Origin of the sequence: Campylobacter concisus (assembly GCF_902460845.1) — a bacterium.
GTDB classification, from domain to species: domain Bacteria; phylum Campylobacterota; class Campylobacteria; order Campylobacterales; family Campylobacteraceae; genus Campylobacter_A; species Campylobacter_A concisus_X.
The window spans coordinates 254,857-277,645 of record NZ_CABPVS010000001.1 but is presented as its reverse complement, the minus strand read 5'-3'; the positions used below and the strand labels follow the sequence as shown (position 1 = coordinate 277,645).

19 protein-coding genes, 1 other RNA gene and 1 pseudogene are annotated in these 22,789 nt (G+C 38.5%); 9 read left to right on the top strand and 12 right to left on the bottom strand.

What is annotated here, in order from left to right; translation table 11 throughout:
* Positions 1–164 precede the first annotated feature (164 nt).
* Together F3H00_RS01445 and F3H00_RS01440 are read left to right on the top strand one after the other, a co-directional pair.
* Positions 165–1,427, top strand: coding sequence for a Y-family DNA polymerase (locus F3H00_RS01445; RefSeq protein WP_148799382.1), 1,263 nt, complete (start codon positions 165–167; stop codon positions 1,425–1,427).
* Positions 1,417–1,725 (top strand): YolD-like family protein, encoded by a 309-nt coding sequence (locus F3H00_RS01440; protein ID WP_148799384.1) that lies wholly within the window; start codon positions 1,417–1,419, stop codon positions 1,723–1,725. The genes F3H00_RS01445 and F3H00_RS01440 overlap by 11 nt, the downstream gene beginning before the upstream one ends.
* Before the next feature lie 31 nt (positions 1,726–1,756).
* Here F3H00_RS01440 and F3H00_RS01435 read toward each other — a convergent pair whose 3' ends face one another.
* The 6 genes from F3H00_RS01435 to typA all read right to left on the bottom strand — a co-directional run bounded on the left by F3H00_RS01435 (position 1,757) and on the right by typA (position 9,547).
* Positions 1,757–4,198: a molybdopterin-dependent oxidoreductase gene (locus tag F3H00_RS01435; protein WP_148799386.1), complete on the bottom strand. Its 2,442-nt coding sequence runs from the start codon at positions 4,196–4,198 to the stop codon at positions 1,757–1,759.
* A gap of 20 nt (positions 4,199–4,218) precedes the next feature.
* Positions 4,219–4,788 carry a hypothetical protein gene (locus tag F3H00_RS01430; protein ID WP_107785600.1) on the bottom strand — a complete coding sequence of 190 codons (570 nt, stop codon included), beginning with the start codon at positions 4,786–4,788 and terminating at the stop codon, positions 4,219–4,221.
* Positions 4,789–5,213: 425 nt separating this feature from the next.
* Entirely contained in the window at positions 5,214–5,903 is a 690-nt protein-coding gene (locus F3H00_RS01425) for a tetratricopeptide repeat protein (RefSeq protein ID WP_148799388.1), read from the bottom strand.
* Between the two features lie 20 nt (positions 5,904–5,923).
* Positions 5,924–6,838, bottom strand: coding sequence for a pyrroline-5-carboxylate reductase (proC, locus tag F3H00_RS01420; RefSeq protein WP_148799390.1), 915 nt, complete (start codon positions 6,836–6,838; stop codon positions 5,924–5,926).
* Complete coding sequence (locus F3H00_RS10465; protein ID WP_223155218.1) at positions 6,835–7,212, bottom strand: hypothetical protein; 378 nt, start codon at positions 7,210–7,212, stop codon at positions 6,835–6,837. The genes proC and F3H00_RS10465 overlap by 4 nt, the downstream gene beginning before the upstream one ends.
* Before the next feature lie 532 nt (positions 7,213–7,744).
* Positions 7,745–9,547, bottom strand: coding sequence for a translational GTPase TypA (gene typA, locus F3H00_RS01410; RefSeq protein ID WP_148799393.1), 1,803 nt, complete (start codon positions 9,545–9,547; stop codon positions 7,745–7,747).
* Positions 9,548–10,749: 1,202 nt separating this feature from the next.
* Between typA and fliK the strand changes: the two are divergent.
* The 3 genes and pseudogenes from fliK to F3H00_RS01395 all read left to right on the top strand — a co-directional run.
* A pseudogene (gene fliK, locus F3H00_RS10810) lies at positions 10,750–10,993 on the top strand (flagellar hook-length control protein FliK); the annotation flags it as partial.
* 121 nt (positions 10,994–11,114) lie between these two features.
* Positions 11,115–11,822 carry a flagellar basal body rod modification protein gene (locus tag F3H00_RS01400; RefSeq protein ID WP_021090228.1) on the top strand — a complete coding sequence of 236 codons (708 nt, stop codon included), beginning with the start codon at positions 11,115–11,117 and terminating at the stop codon, positions 11,820–11,822.
* A gap of 5 nt (positions 11,823–11,827) precedes the next feature.
* Positions 11,828–13,429: a flagellar hook protein FlgE gene (locus F3H00_RS01395; RefSeq protein ID WP_187424089.1), complete on the top strand. Its 1,602-nt coding sequence runs from the start codon at positions 11,828–11,830 to the stop codon at positions 13,427–13,429.
* 45 nt (positions 13,430–13,474) lie between these two features.
* On the opposite strand, the gene F3H00_RS01390 is transcribed toward F3H00_RS01395, so the two are convergent.
* On the bottom strand, positions 13,475–13,900 hold the full coding sequence (locus F3H00_RS01390) for a hypothetical protein (RefSeq protein WP_148799397.1): 426 nt from the start codon (positions 13,898–13,900) through the stop codon (positions 13,475–13,477).
* Between the two features lie 112 nt (positions 13,901–14,012).
* On the opposite strand from F3H00_RS01390, the gene ffs reads away from it, so the two are divergent.
* An RNA gene (ffs, locus tag F3H00_RS01385) (signal recognition particle sRNA small type) lies at positions 14,013–14,110 on the top strand.
* Here the strand turns inward: ffs and F3H00_RS01380 are convergent.
* The 5 genes from F3H00_RS01380 to dnaA all read right to left on the bottom strand — a co-directional run bounded on the left by F3H00_RS01380 (position 14,097) and on the right by dnaA (position 20,829).
* Positions 14,097–15,332, bottom strand: a complete 1,236-nt coding sequence (locus F3H00_RS01380; RefSeq protein WP_148799400.1) for an HD domain-containing protein — start codon at positions 15,330–15,332, stop codon at positions 14,097–14,099. The two genes, ffs and F3H00_RS01380, sit on opposite strands and share 14 nt — an antisense overlap.
* On the bottom strand, positions 15,332–15,949 hold the full coding sequence (queF, locus tag F3H00_RS01375; protein WP_223155217.1) for a preQ(1) synthase: 618 nt from the start codon (positions 15,947–15,949) through the stop codon (positions 15,332–15,334). The genes F3H00_RS01380 and queF overlap by 1 nt, the downstream gene beginning before the upstream one ends.
* 17 nt (positions 15,950–15,966) lie before the next feature.
* A complete protein-coding gene (gene gyrB / locus F3H00_RS01370) occupies positions 15,967–18,276 on the bottom strand; it encodes a DNA topoisomerase (ATP-hydrolyzing) subunit B (protein ID WP_148799402.1) in 2,310 nt (769 codons plus the stop codon).
* Between the two features lie 14 nt (positions 18,277–18,290).
* Positions 18,291–19,364, bottom strand: coding sequence for a DNA polymerase III subunit beta (gene dnaN, locus F3H00_RS01365; protein WP_149703657.1), 1,074 nt, complete (start codon positions 19,362–19,364; stop codon positions 18,291–18,293).
* A gap of 154 nt (positions 19,365–19,518) precedes the next feature.
* Positions 19,519–20,829 (bottom strand): chromosomal replication initiator protein DnaA, encoded by a 1,311-nt coding sequence (gene dnaA, locus F3H00_RS01360; protein WP_054195855.1) that lies wholly within the window; start codon positions 20,827–20,829, stop codon positions 19,519–19,521.
* Positions 20,830–20,951: 122 nt separating this feature from the next.
* On the opposite strand from dnaA, the gene ruvC reads away from it, so the two are divergent.
* From ruvC to luxS, 3 genes are all read left to right on the top strand, one after another.
* Positions 20,952–21,431 carry a crossover junction endodeoxyribonuclease RuvC gene (ruvC, locus tag F3H00_RS01355; protein ID WP_180378673.1) on the top strand — a complete coding sequence of 160 codons (480 nt, stop codon included), beginning with the start codon at positions 20,952–20,954 and terminating at the stop codon, positions 21,429–21,431.
* A 17-nt stretch (positions 21,432–21,448) separates the two neighbouring features.
* Positions 21,449–22,138 (top strand): MOSC domain-containing protein, encoded by a 690-nt coding sequence (locus F3H00_RS01350; RefSeq protein WP_148799404.1) that lies wholly within the window; start codon positions 21,449–21,451, stop codon positions 22,136–22,138.
* Between the two features lie 135 nt (positions 22,139–22,273).
* Positions 22,274–22,789, top strand: coding sequence for an S-ribosylhomocysteine lyase (luxS, locus tag F3H00_RS01345; protein ID WP_148799406.1), 516 nt, complete (start codon positions 22,274–22,276; stop codon positions 22,787–22,789).

The following is a 22,789-nucleotide window of genomic DNA, read 5'->3' as shown; positions in this document are numbered from 1 at the left end:
ACCAATTATATTAACTTCGTTGTGCGTTGCATTTGCTCTGGCTCCACTAGTAAAATTTATCCATTTTACTTATTTTGTTTCTAAAAAATTTTTATTAGAAATTTTAGCCTTAAGATCGATTTTTCAAAAACGAACTTTTACTAATTTTCATCTATAATCACTCCATGAAAAACGAAGTGCAAAAATTTTATGCCGTCATTGATCTAAAGTCCTTTTACGCATCAGTTGAGTGCGTGGAGCGAGGACTTGATCCGTTTAAAGCCGATCTGGTCGTGGCTGACGATAGTCGTGGCAACGGAAGTGTTTGCCTAGCCGTTAGTCCAGCCCTTAGAGCTAAAGGTGTGAAAAATAGATGCAGGCTTTTTGAAATACCAAAGGCTATAAAATTTATCATCGCACCGCCTAGAATGCAGTTTTACATCGACTATGCGGCTAAAATTTATGAGATATACCTAAAATATGTCTCAAAAGATGATATCTATGTCTATTCTATCGATGAGGCCTTTATCGATCTTACTTCTTATGTTAAATTTTATAATACCGATGCAAAATCCATAGCCAAAAAGATAATGGATGAAATTTTAAAAACTACTGGCGTGACTGCCACTTGTGGCATGGGCACAAATTTATACCTTGCAAAAATCGCCCTTGATATCTTAGCTAAGCACAGTGATGATGGGATTGCATTTTTAGACGAGCAGCTTTATAAAGAACGTCTTTGGACGCATCAACCTTTAGATGACTTTTGGCGTATAGGTAAGCAAACTAGACTAAAGCTGGAAAAACATGGAATTTTTTGTATGAAAGATATAGCAAATGCTCCGCGAAGCTTGCTTGAGAAATTTTTTGGAGTTGATGCCTATATAACGATAGATCACGCAAATGGCATAGAGCCAACGACAATAGCTGACATAAAAACATATAAACCAAGCACAAAATCCTATTTTAGCTCTGAAATTTTACCAAGAGACTATGAACGTTGTGAGGCGGTAGTCGTACTAAAAGAAATGGCTGATAGACTAGCACTTAGGCTGATCAACAAAGAAGTAATGGCAAGTGGAATAACGATAAATATAAAATTTGCCGACAAACTCAAGCCGCTACAACGTGCGAGCGTTCGGTTTAAGACACCAACAAATGTTTCGAGCATGCTGATGAGTTCAGCCGAAGAGTTGCTCTTAAATAAGATAAAAAATGTTGGGCTGATTAGGCAAATTAGCATCAGTGTAAACGACGTAGTAAAAGAGAGCCTAGCTCACTCTAGTCTTTTTGAGGATGATACTAAAGAAAAGGCGGTTTTAAAATCCCTAAATATCATAAAAGAAAAATTTGGTAAAAACTCGGTTTTAAGAGCTATCGATCTACTACCAGAAGCCACTGGGCAAGATAGAAATAAAAAGATCGGAGGGCACAAAAGTGGCGAGTAAAGATAGAGCAAAAATTTTTAGCTCGTTTAATCCGCTATCAACCTTAGAGCGAGCCCTCCGCCAAAAAGAGCGTGAGAGAAGAGAAAAGCTTGAACTTGATGAAAGCATGGTGGATGAAATTTTAAAAAAGATAAGCAGGCTAAGAGCAGCTGATGAAGTATACGTGAGCTACTATGACGGCTATACCTATGCAAGTGCTAGAGGGCTAATCTCCGATGTAAATTTCAAAAATAAAACTCTTATGGTTGTAAAAACTAGGATCAAATTTGAAGATATAAATGACCTAAAAATAATTTAGCCCCCAAACGAGGGCTAAATTTATATAAATTCTACAAAGATTGTAAAATTTTTGGTTTAGAAAACGCAGTTATTGGTTTGATCTCGCCTTTATATTTTTCAAGATCCGCTAGTATCGTATGTCCGCAGTTGCTTTGAGCGATGCTAGATGTACCTTTATCACGTGTTAGGACATTGATGCAACCGTGCTTGCAAAGGCTTCTTTCGCCAAGCACTTCAGGGTCGTACCATGCACCTTCGCAAATAGCGATGACACGCTCTGGGATGATGTCAGTGACAAGTGCTCCTACTAAAATTTCGCCCCTGTCGTTAAAGACTCTCACTACATCGCCAGTTGCGATGCCTTTTTTCTTAGCGTCATTTGTGTTTATTAGCATCGGCTCTCTTGCGCTCACTTCAGCGTAGTTTCTGATTATTGAGTTATTTAGCTGAGAGTGCAAGCGGTATCTTGAGTGTGGGGTTGTGATGCTAAATGGATATTTTTTAGCTTTTTCACTACCAAGCCACTCAAACGGCTCGATCCAAGCAAAGTGTGGAGCAAAGTCTTTGTAGCCAAATTTAGCAATAGTTGGAGAGTAGATCTCTATCTTGCCTGATGGCGTGCCAAGGCGATTTTTGTGTGGATTTTCTCTAAATGCACTAAGTCTTGTGTAGTATTTTGTCTCTTCATTGTCTTTGTCAAATTTGACATAGCCCTCTTTCCAAAACTCATCAAAGTTTGGCATTTTAAGATCTAGTGTTTTAGCTTGTTCCACCGCATCTGCGTAAAATTCTTTTGCCCAGCCAAGTTCATCTTTACCCTCTGTAAAGACCTCTTCTCTACCCCAGCGTTTGCAAATTTGTGAGCAGATCCAGTAGTCACTTCTGCTTTCACCCATTGGCTCAACTACTGGTTTGTATGCCACGATGTATTCGCTTGATGGGACACTTTGGTTGATGTCATTTCTTTCTACCTCAAGCGCCACTGGTAAGACGATGTCGCTTAGTTTAGCTGTGCTTGTCCAAAATGGCTCAGCTGTGATAACAGTATCAAATTTACGCCATGCTTTAACTGCATTGTTTACATCCTGGTGTCTTGTAAACATCGAACCAGAGGCCATATAAGCTACTCTCATATGTGGAAGTTTGATCTTAGAGCCATCATAGTCTATCTCTTTGCCAGGATTTTGTAAGGCTTCGATTGATCTTGAAGATGGGATGGTTACGTTTTTAAATTTCTTCCACGGAGCACCATCTACGTTTTCATATTTCTCGCTTATTCTAGTGCTGATACCTTTTAGAGCAGGTGCTATCTTATCCGTACTGCCGTTTCCGTAGTAGAGGTTAAACTCAAATCCAAGACCTTCTTTGCCGATGTGGCCAAGCATCGCACTAAGAGTTACGATACCCCAAAAGCTCATTTCGCCATGGTCTTGTCTTTGAAGTGATCTACCAGCGATGATAGTGCTTGGCTCTTTTGCGAGTACAGTAGCAAATTTTGCAATCTCTTCAGCTTTTACACCACAAATTTTACTAGCCCAGTTTATATCTTTTACTACTTTGTCGGTCGTACCAAGCAAATAATCTTTAAATTTATTAAAACCAACTGTGTATTTTTTTATAAATTCCTCGTCGTAAAGATTGTTTTCATAAAGATAGTGGCACATACCAAGCATCATTGCTACGTCAGTGTTTGGACGAACGATGATAGTTTCAGAGTCAAGGTATCTTGTGGTGTCATTTTTAAAGACGCAAACACTATAGGTTTTAATGCCAGCATCTTTTATCTTTTTAATACCAAGATAACCATCGTGTGTTGGTGGCTGCCATGAAATTTGACCAGTTACAAGCGGATCAGTGCCCCAAAATACGATGTTCTTAGCATTTTTAACCATAGCTTCCCATTTTGTAGGAGCGTCATAAACCGCACTATTTCCAAGGACGTGAGGCATGATGACAAGGCCAGCTCCAGTTGAGTAGTCGCCACTCTCTTCGACGTATCCGCCAAGCACTTTTAGCATCCTGTGACCAACAGTTCTGCCCCAGCTGATCTTACCGCTACCACCCCACCAGTAGCATTCGCCGTAGATGCTTTCAGGGCCATATTTGTCAAAATTTTCTTTTAAGGCTTTTGCAGCTAAATCAAGTGCTGTATCCCAGCTAACACGCACAAATTCTTCCTTGCCACGAAGCTCACTTTTTGCTGCGCCTTTTGCCTTTAAGTAGCTCTTTCTTACGTATGGATAGAGCACGCGGCTTTCGTTTTGGATGAGGTCTGGCAAGCTATTATTCATGGTATTTGGGAATTTATCGCCCTCAAATGGATCAACAGAGACGATTTGATTTGAGTTGGTATTTGCCCAAAATAGCCCAAATCTATTTGCGCCAAAGGTTTTGTTTTGGTCAAAAATGGTTTTTGTCACGCCTTCAATCCTACTTGCTTGTGCCGCAGTGGCTGCAAGCGCAGAAAATTTTATGAAATCTCGTCTTTTCATATTTTCTCCCTTATGAAAATTTATTTTACTTTTTTGGCATTGTGTTGTAAGTATTTGAGCACTAAATTTAGGTCAGTTTCGTCTAGTGCTACAAATTTTGCATCGACCATTCCAGCTAAATTTGCTGGCCACTGAGCCGCTGTAAAGCTGTTTGGTTCATGTAGCCTGTGACATGCCGAGCAGGTCTCTTCGTAAATTTTCTTTGCCTTTGCGTAAAGCTCTTTTTGGTTGCCACCAAGTGCGTCATTTGGCACTTCATAAACGCCATCAACTTGATACCAAACCTCGCCGTAGTCGTCTTCAAGGTCTTTTACTTTTTTGAAATTTGCCTCGCTCTCGTCATTAAAAGCTACAAAAACTTCAGGATCTTCTATACTTCTTTGAAGTTGGGCTAAATAGTTTGCCGAAACTACGCCATTAACCTTGATCTTACTCGTTTTATCACCTTTTTCGACGACTTCAACTGGTGTTAAAACCTCGATCTTTCCTATCATCTTGCCATCTAGCGTTATATTGGCATCTTTTGCGATGACATCGGCACTAAAAGCAAGACTACATGCTAAGACAGGGGCTAAAAATAGCATTTTCATGTTGCAATCCTTAAAAATAAAATTTAAAAAAATCTTATAACCTAATGGCTTAAAATTACATTGTTGTATTTAGCTTTATTTAAGAAAGTTAATATTCATTTTTATTAAAAATAAGATTTGGCAGAAAATTTATCAATGAGTTTTATTGGATGGCTTAATTGCTGAAGGTATAAGTAAAATTTTTCTAGCTTACAAGCTCTGTAAAAATTTTAATTATGGATCTAGTGAAGTAAAAATTTAACTTTACTTCACTAGCTACTATAAAAAGTATGGCAAAGTTTTTATAAACTTAAAAACTTAAACTAGCAAACTTCTTGCAGAATTCAAAAATATGCTAAAAGTTACTACTCTACATTGCTGGCTATGCTAAGACTTTCTAGAGTTTTATCGTTTTAAAATTTTTGTCAAAACGCCTTATTGTCAATTTAACAGCTTTGCTTATCGCCTAGCTCGCACGCCTTTTTTCGCATTTGCTTTGCCTTTTTCGCGTCTTTTTTTACTTGCTCGTATCTGTTTTCGTTGAAATTTCCCTCATACAGCCACGCCGCTCTCGCGCAGCCGCCTACGTAGCCTAGCTTACACGAGCGCTCGTAATACTCCATCATCTCGCCAATATCGCCTCCCGTTCGCTCTATCATCCAACCCACGTTGTAGCATCCGGGAGCGTATTTTTTGTTGCATAGGGTATTGTTTATCGCAAACGACTGCACCTCGTCGCTCAGCTCTTCTTGCATAAAATTTGCTAGCGCCAAGCAACCCGGCAAATACTCGTAAAGGACGCAGCTAGCCTTGTAATACGCGCTAATCTTAGTCTCGCGCTCGCTCTTGTCTGCGGCTTTTACTAGATTATTTTTATAAAGTTCGCCTAGATAAAAGCAGCCCTCGCCGTCTCCTTTGGCGCAAGCTAGGCTAAATAGCCCCTCCGCCGCGCCGTAGTCTTGCTTTAAGTTAGCCGCTACTATGCCCGCTTGCACGCACTCTTTGGTAGCGTTTAGATCGGGGTTTTTGCATTTTTTGAGCTTTTCTAGCGTATCTGCGGCTAGCAATGGCGAAAGGCCAGGCTCGCTAGCGAATAAATTTAACGCCGCAAATAGCGCAAATAATAAATTTTTCATTTTTATCCTTAAAAATTTGCCTAACCCCGCGCTTTGGCGATGCAAGCGGCGACGGCCTGCATCAAAGCGCCGCGAAATCCGCCTTTTTCAAGCGCGGCAAGTCCCTCAATCGTGGTTCCCGCCGGCGAGCAGACCTCGTCTTTTAGCGCGGCCGGGTGCTTGCCGCTTTGGATCAGGCGCGCCGTCCCTTCCACGGCCGCACAGACGGCGTCGTAGCAAAGCCGCCTAGGCAGTCCGCCCCGCACGCCCGCATCGGCCGCAGCCTCGATAAAGGCGCAAACATACGCGGGCAGGCTTCCCGCGATGCCCGTAAATGCGGCAAACCCAGCCTCGTCTATCTCGTAAATTTTACCGATTTTAGCGATTATCTCGCGCACGGTCTCTTTCTTAGCCTCGCTAAATCCAGCGTCAAAGCAAAGAGCCATGGCCGATGCGCCAATGCAAGCGGCGATATTTGGCATCGCACGAGCGATATAAACGCCCTCGCCTACGATTTGCCTAGCGCGTTTTATGTCAAAACCCGGCGCCAAAAGAAGCAAAATTTTGCCCGCAAGATCGGGCGCGATCAGGCGCAAGATAGCCTCGTAGCTAGCGGGCTTAGTAGCCAGCACGACCGCGTCCGCTTCGCGCGCTAGATCCGTTTCGCTCGCGGCTATTTTTACGCCGAATCTCTGCCGCAAAGCCTCGTTTTTGCTTCTAGCATAGGCTAGGATTTCAAATTTCGTCTTTTTTTCGCATTCGCGCTGGCTTACGTTTTTGCCAGTTTGCACTAAATTTTCCGCCCTTTGCGTCTCGCTGCCGCCGCTGGATTTTCGCTCGCCCTCGGCCGAGCTTCGCCCCGCGTCCGCTTCGTCAGATTGCGCGCGCCAAAGCGCCTCTATCATCGCGCCGCCCATATTTCCGCCGCCAATGAAGCCTATTTTTACGTTTTTCATTTCGCCGTCTTTTTTAGAGTGCCGATTTTAACCGCTTTGCCCGCGACCGCGTCACGTACCGCCGCGCTATCCGCCCAGATAGCCCCCGTAACCTGCCCAGGCATCAAGGTATAAACGCCGCCCGTTTGCGCCTCATCGCTAGCCTTAAAGTCGTTGCCCACGACCAGCTCATAGACGTCCTTCGTGTCGTTTTCAAATTTGATCGCCGCTTTTAGCGTCGGCGCTTCGCCCTGTTTTGCCGCGCCCGCGTACTGCTCGAGCATATTTTTGCTAAGCTTGCCGTAGACGTCGCCGTCTGGGCTTAGATATATCCGCACGGCGCGCTTATCCGAGTTTTTGCCGCCTTTTTCGCCCTTACCGGCGCTCACGCTCATCTCGTAGGCGGTTTCTCCCGTCGGAAAATCCTTAAATTTAGCGTCGGGGACAAAAACCCGCACGTTGTCCGTTACCGTCTTCGTTTCGTGCGTCTGCGGCGTTATACCCGTTAGCACGATCGTGGATTTCACGTCCGCGCCTTTATCCGAAGCAAGCGCCGAGATCGGTACGCGCGTAAGCAGCATCGTCTCGTAGCAACCGCTAAAAACAAACGCCGCGGCAAAAGCAAAGATAAATTTTAGTTTTTTCATCGGTTTCCTTTAAATTTTCACCGATTCTAGCATAAACTAAACATTTTTGTATTGATTACATTAAAAGCAAAAATAGAAAAGTGAGTATGGTATTTTAAAGCATAAATAGTTTTAAGATTGATAAATTTTAAATGAGAGAGAATGGCTCTATTTCGTCTTGAACAAAGCCAACTTAAATAAATAATGCAAAAAAAGTATGAGAAATTTATATAAATTTATTTGCTGTTTTTAGAGTTTAATTATTAGCCCCTTTACAAAGGGGCTAGATGACAAATTTTGATTAGAGTTTTGCTTTTCTTTTGCGCTCTGTTGGGTCTAAATAGCGCTTGCGAACGCGGATATTTATAGGTGTAACCTCGACTAACTCGTCATCTTCTATCCACTCTAGCGCGCGCTCAAGGCTTAGCTTTCTAGGTGGCACAAGCTTGATCGCATCGTCGCTACCGCTAGCACGCACGTTTGTTAGGTTTTTACCCTTGATAGGATTTACGTCAAGGTCGTTTGGACGGCTATGCTCACCGATGATCATACCCACATAGACTTTTGCTTGTGGATCAAGAAATAGCACGCCACGATCTTGCAAGTTAAATAGCGAATAGGCAAGCGTTACGCCGTTTTCCATAGAAACTAGTGCGCCGTTTGTTCTATGCTCCACTGTTCCACTAAGTGGTCTAAACTCCAAAAAGCTGTGGTTCATAACGCCCTCGCCCTTTGTGTCAGTTAAAAACTGGCTTCTAAAGCCGATAAGGCCGCGCGCTGGTATCTCAAATTCGATCCTTGTTTGGCCATCACCTGTTGGGTTCATAGAGACCATTTCCGCTTTTCTTTTGCCAAGTTTTTCTATGACTGTGCCTGTCGTATCATCAGGTGCATCGATAACCAAAAGCTCGTATGGTTCGCATTTTACACCGTTTATCTCTTTTACGATGACCTCAGGTCTGCCAAGTAAAAACTCATAGCCCTCGCGGCGCATATTTTCAGCCAAAATGGTGATCTGAAGCTCACCACGGCCACTTACTTTAAATTTGCCCTCGCCGATATTTTCGTATTTCATCGCGATATTTGTCTTCATCTCGTTTGCAAGGCGCTCATCGATCTTATTTGATGTAACGTGTTTGCCCTCAGTACCTGCTAATGGGCCATCATTTACAGAAAATACAACGCTAAGTGTTGGCTCTTCGATATGAAGAGGATCAAGCGGATGAGGGTTGTTTGGATCAACGACACTATCGCCAACGTCAAGCGCGTCAAAGCCAGCGATCGCTACGATGTCGCCAGTGCCAGCCTCGTTTATATCGATCCTATCAAGTCCCATAAAGCCGATGAGTTTTGAAATTCTACCAGTTGTCTTTGTGCCATCAGCCTTTGCGAGCATGACATTTTGGTTTTTAGCTATCTTGCCGTTAAAAATCCTTGCAATGCCGATCTTGCCGACATAGTTGTCATAATCAAGCGTGAAAACTTGAAGCTGAAGTGGGTTCTCGTCGCTACCACTTGGAGCTGGTACGTGAGCTAGGATAGTCTCAAAAAGTGGCTGCATATCTTTGTTTTCATCGCTTAGTTTTAGCTTTGCGTAGCCATTTTTAGCAGCAGCATAAACTACTGGAAATTCTAGCTGCTCGTCATTTGCATCAAGTGCGACAAAAAGGTCAAAAATTTCATTTATAACGCGGTCTGGATCGCCTGCTGGCTTATCGATCTTATTTACGACAACGATTGGGCGAAGTCCTAGTGAGAGTGCCTTTTTGACGACGAATTTAGTCTGTGGCATAACGCCTTCTTGTGCATCGACAAGCAACAAAACGCCATCAACCATCTTAAGAACGCGCTCAACCTCACCACCAAAGTCGGCGTGGCCTGGGGTGTCGATGATGTTGATCTTTGTATCTTTGTAACGAATAGCAGTATTTTTAGAAAGGATCGTGATGCCACGTTCTCTTTCGATGTCGTTGCTATCCATGACACGTTCGCCAACGCTTTGATGTTCGTTAAATGTTCCTGACTGTTTCAAAAGCTCATCAACCATTGTTGTTTTACCGTGGTCGACGTGTGCGATAACGGCTATATTTCGTATCTTTTCCAAATTTTTCTCCGTTTATTAGTTTGCTATTTTTTGTTTGTCAGTTTTAAAATAGGGGCAGATTATAGCCAAATTTTTATAAATTTTAAGCTGATATCAAGAAATTAATTTTTGGAATAGATTTTGCATGTTTGGCATTAAGTTTAAAAATTTGAAAGGTTTAAATGCAAGCTTATACAGCGAAAAACAACGTAGATTTGTTAGCTCCTGCGGCTACTAAAAAGCCTGCGGCTGCGAAGAAGTCTCAAAACAACGGCGAGTTTTTGTCGATGGTTTTGGATGCGGCTGCGAGCAAGGCAAATAGCGGCCAAAAAATCACTGAAAAAGATGTCAAAGAGATAGTAAAAACGGTTACCACTCAAAAAGAGACACTGCAAAAAGCACAAAGCGAAAGTGCGGCAAAAATTTCAACTGCACTTGAAGAAAATTTAGACGAAAATACAAAAAACGAGCTCTATGAAAATGCAAATTTCATGCAGCTTTTGCAAGTTTTAGAAATTCTAAATGGCAATGAAAAAGTAAGCAAATTTCCAAATTTTAGCGACAAAATAGCGAATTTCTTAAGTGTGTCTGAAAACGTCGAAGAGCTTAGTAATGTTAAGAGCGTTAGTGACCTTATCAATCTTGCTAAGAAATTTGACCTTGGCCTTGAAAATATAGAAATTTCAAATGAGGATGTGCCAAAACTAAATGAGATGTTTAAAAATTTGGGCAAGAAAGAATTTTTCACGCCGATAAAAACCGAGGAGAAGCCTTTTTACCTAAAAGAGCTAAAAAACGAGGTCGAGCAAACTATCATAAAAAATGAATCAAAAGAGGTCGTAAAGCTTGATACATTGCTAAAAGAGGTTGTGATAAATCCAACTAATGAAGTTAAAAATTTAGTAAAAGAAGAGCCTAAAAAGCTAGATAGTGAAGTAAAGCTTGATGATGAGCTTGTGGATGTTGAACCAGAGGAGCAGCCAAAAGAGCCAAAAGCGAAGGTAAATTTACACGAGCAAAAAGCACAAAAAGCTCCAACTCTTGAGTCGCTACTATTCCCTGAAAGAGAGCAGATGACCAAAAGTGAGCCAATCGAAGAGACTTTTAGCAGTGATAATAAATCAGAACTAAATCAGATGGTAAAAGACATCGCAAATAGCGCTAAACACCAGCTTCAGACAAAGGCTGAGATAAAAGAGACGCTTAGCAACTTCTCTTCTACGCTAAAAGAGCAGGTGCAAAACTACAAAGCTCCGATCACTCGTTTTAACATAACGCTTAATCCTCTAAATTTAGGCGAGGTCGAGATCACGATGGTAAATCGAGGCAACAACTTACATGTAAATTTTAACTCAACCACGGCTACGATGAATCTCTTTTTACAAAATCAAGCCGAGTTTAAAAATAGTCTTGTGAATATGGGATTTACCGAGCTTGAGATGAATTTCTCAGATCAAAATCAAAGACAAGATAAAAAAGAACAAGCAAAGAATAAATATAGCTCAAATCAAAGCGATGAGAGCGAAAACACTCAAGCGGAACAAAGCTTGCTTGAGCTAGTAATACCAAGATATATTTAGGAGAGATTATGGCTTCAGTTTCAGATATAACTACACAAACAACTCAACAAAAAAACGCCGAGAAAAAGGCAAAAGCAAAGCAAGATGCAGCAGCTGGCACAGGAACTAACCCAAATGCGCAGCTAGATAAAGATGCATTTATGAAGCTACTTTTAACAGAGCTTCAGTATCAAGATCCAACAAGCCCTATGGATACTGAAAAAATGCTTACGCAAACTAGCCAACTAGCTTCACTAGAGATGCAACAAAATACAAACTCAGCTATGAAAGAGCTTGTAAATCAATTAAAATCAAATGCAAATGCCTACGCTATCTCAGCCCTTGGAAAAATGGTCTCAACTGGTTCAAACTCAGTTTTACTAACAGATGAGCAAAAAACTGTAAATTTTGCACTTTATTTTAAATCAGATCTTGCAAATGGTAAGCTTGAAATTAAAAATGCAAATGGAGAGGTCGTTCGTTCAATCGATATAAAAGATCTAAAATCAGGAGTCCGCAGAATATCTTGGGATGGCAAAGATGATTCTGGAAAACAATTACCAAATGGTGCATATACAGTCTCTGTTAATTACACTGGAAAAGATGGTAATTCATACAAGACTCAAGTAGGTAGCTATCCGGTTGAGGCAGTAAAATTTGTAGACGGCAAAGCTATGATAAAAATCGCAGGCGAATATGTCCCAATGGATAAAATATCTGAATTTTACGAAGGATAAAAGCCATGATGAGAGGTTTTTACAACGGAATTAGTGGCATTAAAACACAAAGCTTTGGCATGGATGTTTGGGCAAATAATATTTCAAATATCAACAACGTAGGTTTTAAAGCTTCAATCCCTGAGTTTAAAAATTTAATCAATCAACATATGGCTTCTGCTGGAAGTGGTCCAACTAACAATCAAGTAGGTCTTGGAGCTACAAAACAAACGACAGCTTTAAAGATGACAAATGGTAGTTTTCAAAATACTGATAATAACTTTGACCTAGCCATAGGTGGTAAAGGCTTTTTTGGTGTCGTTGATAAAAATGGTAGAAACTACTACACAAGAACAGGTAGCTTCGATATAGATGGGGCTGGAAATTTAGTAGATAATAAAGGCAACTTGCTTCTTGGTACGTTAACAAGTTTTACTCCAGTCACTCCAAGTGCTAATGCTCTTAGAAAATATGGTCAAACAAAAGGCACCACGCAAGCATTTACTGCAAAAGAAGAGGATCTAAAACTAGGCGATACTGGCTCACAAAAAGGTATAAATTTACCTCATTTTTTATATATGCCAGCCAAGCAGACAAAAAATATAAATTTAAAAGGCAACCTAGACTCAAGCCTTATAACAGATAAACGAACAACAGCCATTGATGCGGCAAATTTTAATTATACACTTGATAATACAAACAAAACTATCTCACTAAATGGGCAAATCCCACTAAGTCAGACGAACTTTGGTGCAAAAGCAGGCGATAGCGTAGTGGTAAAAGTAAAAGACGGCGATGGTAAATTTAGTGAGTTTTCAACCACGCTAGAGAGTGATGGCAGCTGGCATATAAACAATAAAAGCCTAAAATTTATGAATTTTGCTAGCTTAGATGTAAAAGCCGAAGTTACATCACTAGTTGAAGTAGCTAATAAAGAAAAACTAAGCTCAGAGATATATAACAGTGATGGTACAAAGAGCTTAGTAACTATAAATTTTACAAAACAAATCCCTCAAGGTGACAATCAAACCATTTGGAATGCTACAGCTACGATAACTGATGCTAATGGTGTTGTACAAAATACAGCTATGGGAACACTTACTTTTGATGGTAGCGGCAGGCTTATTACAAATACATTAACAAGTGTTGGAAACATGGCTTTAAATTTTCTTGGCGATGGAGATTCAAACGTCTATAATGGCATAACAAGCTCGGCCAATTCAAAAAAAGACTTTGTCATAAAAGCAGATGGCTACGCCGAAGGAAATCTCACAAAATATAGCGTCGATGACCGTGGAAATATTATGGCAAATTTTGACAATTCTCGTTCACTTATCGTAGCAAAAGTTGCACTTTATCACTTCCAAAACGACCAAGGCGTATCAAAAGTTGGTGATAATCTCTATGAAGCAACTCCAAATTCAGGTGAAGCATTTTTTTATAAAAATAAAGCTGGTGAGACTATTTATGGCTCACAAATTCTTGCAAATAAACTTGAAATGAGTAATGTCGATCTTGGTCAAGCGCTAAGTGAGGTTATAGTCACACAAAAGGCTTATGAGGCTAGTGCAAAAAGTATCACAACAAGTGATGAAATGATCCAGACTGCTATTCAGATGAAGAAATAATTTTTATGCTAGTTGATGATTAAAAATTTAAAATGAATGATAATTTTAAGAATAGAGTTTAACTTCGTTTATTAAAAACTCATAAACTCTTTGCTGAACTAAAATTTCTTCCTCACAGCCACTCATCAAGCGACGAAGGTGAGAAAAATCTATCTTTTTGGCGTATCTTCTGTGATCTTTTAGGTCTTTATCAATGCTTAAAAGTAGTGTATCAAGTGTGATCCTATCGTTTCTTTTAACTCTGGCTACATACTCTTTAACAGTTTGGATCAAAAAATCTTTTCTGGTTTGGTCATTTTCATAAATTTCATTTGTAATGTCATTTAAAACAAAAAAATCATCTTCGTCTGGGTCAAATTTTGCAGAGATCATAGCGGCAAAAATTTTTGCACGAAATTCTAAAGATTTGTGATGATAGATAAAAAAATCTCTAAAAGCTGATAAAAAACGAAGTTTAAACTTTCCAGACATTACTCTACTTTTTATGAAATTTGGGCTGATTATATACTTTTAAAGCTAAATTTTTAAAAATGTAACTATAAAACTAAATTTAAGTATAGTTTCTGTATGATTGCGAAGCTCCTTCTTAGACCTGTGCAATGCTTTTTATGAGCACCGCTTCAGGGTGGGAACACAGCAGAGCACTTGTATTAAGTGTGTGCCGCAGTTATCTGAGAGGGGGTCTTTCTAAACCAAAATGCTCATTAAAATCATCGCAAATTTCTAAAAAATCCACTCCATCGATCTTAGGTTTTTCGCTAAAAAATTTATACATATTATTAAAGCCGTCAGTTAGCTCTTTTGACTTGACGCCGTAGCTTATAGAAATTCCAGCTTCGATGTAGGCTGAGAGTTTGTCACAGTATTTTAGCGCTTTGCCATCGATTGGGTTAAATTTATCCTCATTTACGTTTTCCATCGTCCCTTCGTGGCAGATGATCTTGCGCTCATAAGTCCTATTTTCAAACTCATCTTTTATAAATTTCTCGCCATCTTTTCTAATGCCAAGGATGTAGCTAAACTCATCTTTGATCTTTTCCGGTACAAATGGCAAAATCCTCTCATCAATAAGCCTCATCTCATACTCGCTGATGATCTCATTTAGCCCCTTTACACCGTACTTTACAGGGCTTATGATGTCCCTTGTGAGACTCTCTGGTAGGTCGTGAAATAGTGCACAAAAGAAGTTATTTTCTAGGCGCTTTTTGCAAGCTTTTGCTTTGAGTGAGTAAAAATAACTAAGTATCGCAACTACTAGCATATGCCCTAAGACTGCAGTTTCTGGAATGCGAGGCGTTTGTGCCCAGCGCTTTTGAAACCTTAGCCTACCGCTTAGATCAACAAGGCGGGCTAATTTTTGGTTCATAGCGATCTTTCTAACGCCTATTAATTCGTAATAATCCTCCATCTCCTCCTCAACCTTCGCCTTAAGCTCGTCGATATCGCTTAAAAACTGGCTCGTTTGATAGACAATAGAAAATTCCCACCTCGTGGCAAGATAGCTAGCTGCTTTTAGGATGAGGCGTTCTTTTTCATGCTTTTTATCATTTTTAAAGTGGTTTTTAAATCTCTCTAAAAATTTGCCATCTTCGATTTCTGAGATCAGTCCCTCTAGGTTGCTTAAGACCCAGCTATTTATCTGCTCTTTTTTTGTCTTTTGTATGTGATGAAATACATCTGGTCGTATGTCAGTGACTACAACCCTACTTAAAAACTCAAAAATTCCAGCCTCAATGATATAGTTCATATCGGCGTCTTGCTCTTGTTTTGCTATGAAATAAGCGATGATAAATTTATGAGCCTGCTTATCAAGCTCGACTAAATTTGCCATCTTTGGATAGTCGTTCCAACGTGATATAGATGCTGCTTTAAAGATATGTTCTATAAGCTTAGCACTTATCATTATTTATCCTTTTTGACTACTTTTGGCTTCTTATCATCGGCATAGCTTATCTTTCTAAATCCCTCTTTATTTGAGCTTCTTCTTGGTTTGTCATCTTTTTTAAATTTATCATCTCTGCTGCCCCTGCTGCTGCCACGATCACTTGTACTTCGTCTCTCACGTGGCTTATCACTAAAACTTCTCTCCCTACTTCTTGGAGTAAATTCTTTCTCCTCAGCTGGCTTTTTTACGACTAGATCAGAGCTGATCTCAATAACTGTATGAACATTTCCACGTGGGTTAAAGTCACCAACTATCTTCATAAATTTTGGCTCAAGTTTTTTCTCTAAAACAGAGTAAATTTCATTTATACTATCTTCGTGGCTGATGTTGCGGTTCATAAAGCTATTTATATAAAGCTTTATCGCTTTTAGCTCAACAACTAGCTTATTTGGTATGTACTCAAGATAGATCGTCGCAAAGTCAGGATAACCAGAGCGAGGGCAAAGGCAGCAAAATTCAGGCAGAGTGATCTTTATGACATAGTCCCTTGTTTGCTTATTTTCCCAGACCTCAAGGTCACTCTCTACGTCAAATTCTTTTAAAATTTTCTCGCCATATTTCATCTCTTCGCTCATTTTTTATCCTTTTTCTTTTAAATATCCAAGTGTTTAACGTCTTTTGCGTGGTCTTGGATGTAGTTTCTTCTTGGCTCGACCTCATCGCCCATAAAGAGATTAAACGTATCAGAAGCGCTTATAGCGTCGTTTATATCGATCTTTAAAAGTCTTCTGTTCTCAGGGTTCATCGTAGTCTCCCAAAGCTGCTCAGGGTTCATCTCACCAAGACCTTTGTAGCGCTGGATATATGCACCTTTTTTCGCATTCTTCTCTACTTCATCAAGCACATCTATAACGTCACTATGCAAGTCTAGGCCACGCTCTTTTATTTTTTGGCTGATATAAAGTGCCTCTTCATAAAGTGGGTTTGTGAATAAATTTTCATTTACTACAAGCTCTTCTAGGCCGCTTTCAGTTTGCACATAAATTCTAACCTCATCATCGCTAACGTAGTGGTTTAAGATGTTGTGACCCTCAGCTTTTAAGAAATCCTTTAAAATTTCAAAAATTTCATTGTAGCTTTTTGAAACGATGTCTGGATTTTCTATCATATAGCGGATCGCTGAAAGGACGTTAAAGCGTTTTTCAAGCTCTTTTAAGACGTTTCTATAAGCTGCAACGATCTTTAAAAAATCAATCAAATCAGCACTTCCAATGCCCTCTATATCAACGCCCTCGATACCAGTTTCGATAAGAAATTCATTTAATGCCTTTTCATCTTTTAGATAAATTTCTTTCTTACCTTTTTTATAGCGGTAAAGTGGCGGCTGAGCTAGGTAGATGTGGCCGTTTTCAACAACTTTATTTAAAAATCTAAAGAAGAAAGTTAAAAGAAGCGTCTGGATGTGGCTACCATCGACGTCGGCATCGGTCATGATAATGATCTTATGATATCTAAGCTTCTCAGCGTCAAATTCATCTCCGATACCGCAGCCTAGAGCTGTTATCATATTTTTTATCTCGTCGGACTTTAAAATTTTATCTAGTCTTGCCTTTTCAACGTTTAGAATTTTACCCTTAAGCGGCAATATCGCTTGGAAAACTCTATCACGTCCCTGCTTTGCAGAACCGCCCGCAGAGTCGCCTTCCACTAGGTATAGCTCGCTGATGACTGGGTCTTTGCTCTGGCAGTCAGCTAGTTTGCCAGGGAGTGTGCCTACACTCATGCTCTCTTTTTTGCGAGTTAGATCTCTAGCTTTTTTAGCAGCTTCTCTACCACGAGCTGCCATTAGAGCTTTTTCCATTATCGCTCTTGCTTCGATAGGGTTTTCTTCAAAATACTTTGTAAGAACGTCAAAAACCATCTTTTGAACGATAGGTTTTACATAGCTAGAGCCTAGTTTCCCCTTTGTTTGTCCCTCAAACTGCGGCTCTGGCACTTTTACACTAACAACTGCGATAAGTCCCTCACGGATATCTTCGCCAGTTATCTTTGTATCTTTTTCACGTGCAGCAGCATTTGCTTGAACGTAGTTTGTGATAACTCTTGTAAGACCCGCTCTAAAGCCAGCCTCGTGAGTACCGCCGTCTGGAGTTTTGATGTTATTTACAAAACTTAGTAAATTTTCACTGTAAGTGTCATTGTAAAGTAGTGCAAAATCAACAAGCACGTCATCTTCACCACCGCTAAATGATACTGCTTTACTGACAGCATTTGCCTTATTCATATCAGTTACAAAGCTCTCAAGTCCACCCTCAAAATGAAAGCTCTCGCTTCTGCCATTTCTTTGATCTTTAAAATTTATAGTTATCTTTGGGTTTAGATAGGCTAGCTCGCGAAATCTTTTTACTAAAATTTCATCGTCAAATTCAGTCACTTCAAATATGCTATCATCTGGCCAAAACTCAACTTGCGTACCTGTGCGGTTTGTAGTTTTTATAACTTCAAGATCGCTTTGAGGAATACCTTTTGCAAATTCTTGTCTGTGAAGTTTTCCATCACGTTTGATATTTACGACTAGCTTTTTAGAAAGTGCATTTACGACAGATACACCAACGCCATGAAGACCGCCTGAGACTTTATAAGTATCCTTGTCAAATTTACCACCAGCGTGAAGAACAGTTAAAACAACAGTCGCAGCTGAAATTTTCTCAGTTGGGTGCATATCTACTGGGATACCACGGCCATTATCGCTAATGATCGCTGAGCCCTCACGTGTAAGCTCAACATCTATCGTATCACAGTATCCTGCCATCGCTTCGTCAATAGAGTTATCAACGACTTCATAGATCATATGGTGAAGACCACTTATGTTAGTATCACCTATATACATGCCTGGGCGCTTCCTAACCGCCTCAAGCCCTTTTAGTACTTTGATATTTTCTGCGCCGTAATTATTTTCCATAATCTTGCCTTATCTTATAAATTTATCGGCATTATTACTGTTGTTAATTCTTTTGAATTTACAACAAATGCTAGTGAGCTTTCATTAAATCCAAGCTCAAAATTTTCATCCTCGATGCTACTTAAAAAGTCAAGTAGATATCTATTTTTTATACCTATGAAAAATTCATCTCCAAGCTCTAAACCAGTTTGATAATCAATCGTAGTTTTTGCTTCAGAGTTATCTTCTATAACACTTTCAAATGTTATATTGTCCTTCGCAAAAGATATTTTCATTGTATCACTTAGCATTGAGATAGTCTTTATACCCTCTATCATCTTATCTCTACTTAATTGAAGTCTTTTTCTGACCTCTTTTGGTATTACACGCTCGTAATCTGGAAATTTACCATTTATAAGTTTTGTGAAAAATTCAAAATTTTGGCTTTGCGCGATTAAGATGTTTTCATCATAGTAAATTTCTATCTTGTCAAAAAATAGTTTTTGTATTTCATTTATAGCTTTTTTAGGGATTATAAGTGAAAATTCTTTTTCAGTTGGTGTTTGAAATTTAAATACACTAAGCCTTCTTGTGTCAGTGCCAACGATATTTATAAAGTCTTGTTTAATATCAAGGAAAGCACCATTTAGTTCAAATTTTGGGTTATTACTATCAATACTTGGTAAAATTTTCTTTAAACTTCTTCCTAACATAACAGCATCGACATCAAATTTTGATTTACCCTCAATTGTTGGAAATTCTGGAAAATCTTCAAATTTATACATTGGAAGTTTGTATTTTGAGTTTTTTTGTTTTATATAAAGATAGTTATTTACAGTCTCTAACATCACTTCTTCGTCTTTTAGACTTTTTATAATGTCAAGTAGTTTTTTACCATTTGCAGTTGCGTAACCTTCATCGACTATTTTTACATTACTTAGTTTATATGCTAGTCCTATCTCATGATCAGTTGCTTTTATGTTTAAAACACCATCTTTTGCTGAGATATAAATGTGAGAAGTTATAGCACTAAGATCTCTTTTTTCAAGATATGGGTTTGTATTTGTTACTATGCTTTCAAGCATATTTTTGTTTATTAAAACTTTCATTAAAAACTTCCTTCTATTTTTAAATTTAATTTTTTTGTTTTAGTAGGTAATGTTAAAAAGTGAAAAGTACTTTTAAACATCGAAATACAGCTATTTGAAATGTGAAAAATTATATTTTCTTTTTCACATTTATTCACAAATTTCATATTGTATTTTATCCTTTTGTCAAAATTTTGTTTTTTAATTCAGTAACTTTTAGACTAAAAATTTCATTAGTTTGTATTAGTTCATTTATTTTTTTAATATTATGACTAACGGCACTGTGATCTTTCATACCAAAATAGTTTGCAATTTGTGGCATTGAGTTTGTTGTAAGCATCTTTGCAAGATATATGATGATTCGTCTTGCTTCTACGATATTTGTAACTCTTGATTTGCTTTTTATATCACTTTGTTTGATATTTAGTTCTTTACTAACTATTTCAACGATAGTATCGAAATTTATATTTTCACGTTTTTCTTTGATCAGATCTTTTAATATACTTTTTGCAAGATCAAGTGTGATCTCTTCTTTCATAAGAGTTTTAAATACGTTTAAATTTATGATAGCTCCCTCGATCTCACGGATATTATCTCCCATGTTTGTAGCTATGTAGTTTATGACCTCTTTATTTAGATCGATTTTATCAAACTCGCATTTTTTGATGATGATGGCTATTTTTGTATCAAGTTCAGGTGGCGTAATATCAGCCATAAAAGCCTTATCAAATCTTGAAATCATCCTATCCTCAAAGCCTTTTAGTGTCTTTGGAGGTCGATCTGAAGTCATAACTATTTGACCATTTTTTGCTAAAAGCTCATTATATGTGTTGAAAAATTCCTCTTGGATTTTATCAGTTTTACCAAGAAACTGCACGTCGTCTATTAGTAAAACATCGCAGTTTCTATATTTCTCACGAAATTTTGGCATTGAGTGATTATTTATGTGACTGGTAAAATCTATCATAAACTGTTCGCTAGTTACGCAAATAACGGTTTTTCCTTTATTTAGGCAGTGATTTCCAACTGACTGAAGTAAGTGAGTCTTGCCAAGTCCCGTCGTACCATATATAAAAAGTGGATTATAAAGTACGCCAGGCTTTTCAGCGGCTGCTTTCGCACTTAAAAATGCGTATTGATTTGAAGCTCCACAGACAAAATTTTCAAATGTGTAGCTTGGATTTAAAATGCTACTTTGTGTTTTTATCTGCTTAACATTTATTTGATTTTGTTTTGATACCTTGCTACTTTTAGTAGATGAAATTTCTATATTTGGTTTTATGCCTGTTCTAACTTCATATAGATGAGCGATTTTATCAGCATATCTTGTATTTATAAATTTAGCCATCAATTCATTTGGTGCAGTAAATACGATAATATGATCGTCTGAAGCCTTTTCGTTAAATTTTAATTGCTTGATATAACTTTGGTATTCTTCAGGTGAAATTTGTGTTGAAAGATTTTCTAAAATTTCGTCTGCTATCAAATTTTTATACCTTAAATTTTGAGAATTTTTATAGTGATACTATCTTAATTTTAATAAAACCTTTGTTAAACTCTGACAAACTTTTTCACATCGTGAAAAAGTCGTGAAAAAGTATTGAAAAGATAGTGATGAAAATTTTAGGAATTGACCCAGGTACGAAGAATTGTGGTTATGCAATACTTGAAAAAAATAAATTGAAAACTACTCTTCTTGAAGCAGGACTCATAAAAATAAAACCAAACACACTTCAATATCAGATTACCGAGCTTTGCGAGGGGCTTGATCTCATCTTTAAAAACCATAAATTTGACGAGGTCGCGATCGAAGATATATTTTTTGCTTACAACCCAAAAACGGTTTTAAAGCTTGCTCAGTTTCGCGGAGCACTTAGCCTTAAAATTTTACAGCTTCATGGCGATTTTGCCGAGTATACACCGCTTCAGGTGAAAAAGACGGTCACTGGCAAGGCCAAAGCTGACAAAGAGCAAGTAGCGTTTATGGTGAAGAAAATTTTAGGTATAAATAAAGAGATAAAACCGCTTGATATTACCGATGCAATCGCGATCGCGCTAACTCATGCGAATAATTTAAGAATAAGCTAAATTTTGATAGGAAAAAGATGGCAACATTAAAAGCTTTACTAATTGGTGAGGTGAAAAACTACGGCTCGCAAAGTGCTACTAATAAGCTAAATACACCATGGAGTTCAGCTATATTTAAAGTAGCTCAAAATGGCGAAATTTTCGCAGATGAGCTTGGCTTTGTGGGTGATAGTGTCGCTGATACAAAACACCATGGCGGCCCTGAAAAGGCAGTTTTTGCAAATTCATTTGCAAATTACGCCGATTGGGAGAGTTTTTTAGGATTAAAAAATATGGCTTATGGAGCTATGGGTGAGAATTTATGCATTGATGGACTCGATGAGAGTAGTGTCTGTATAGGTGATATACATAAAATCGGCTCACTAATCCTTCAAGTATCGCAGCCTAGAAAGCCTTGCTTTAAGCTCTCGAAAAGATGGGGTAATGAAAATATGGCTACTCACATCTTTGAAACTGGTCTTACTGGCTGGTACTACCGCGTCATCACTCCAGGATCGTGCAAAGTGGGCGATGTGATAGAAGTTATAGAAAAAGATCCAGTTCATATGAGCATTTTAGAGATAAATAGGCTCTTTTTTACACCAAATGAAAATTTAAATTTACTAGAGAAATTTAACTCTCTTACTACTCTTCCAAAAAGTTGGTATGGTGACATGGAAAGACGTATTCAAGGTATTTATAGTACGGAATATATGAGAAATTTATAATAGTAAGTAAAAGTTTTGTTATTTTAATACTCACAAACATTCAGATATTACAAGGCTTATGTAAAATTTTTCATGAGCCTTTAAATTTTTAAACATTTTTTACGATAGAATTACCAAAAATTTAAAGGAGAAGATATGCCATTACTTGATAGTTTTTGTGTAGATCACGTAAAAATGCAAGCCCCAGGAGTAAGACTAGCAAAAAGTATGAAAACGCCAAAGGGTGATGATATCAGTGTTTTTGACTTGAGATTTTGCAAGCCAAATGAAGAAATTTTGCCAGAAAAGGGCACTCACACTTTAGAGCACCTTTTTGCTGGCTTTATGAGAAACCATCTAAACGGCAACGGCGTAGAGATCATCGACATCTCGCCGATGGGCTGTAGAACTGGCTTTTATATGAGTGTGATCGGCACACCTAGCGAAGAAGCTGTAAAAAAGGCATGGTTAACCTCTATGAAAGATATTTTAGAAGTCAAAGATCAAGATAAAATCCCAGAGCTAAATAAATTTCAATGCGGTACTTACAAGATGCACTCACTTGATGAAGCACACGCCATAGCAAAGAAAATTCTTGATCTTGGCTTAGTCATCATAAATAACGATGAGATCAAGCTTGACGTTGATGCTATGGGACTAAAAAAGCACTGA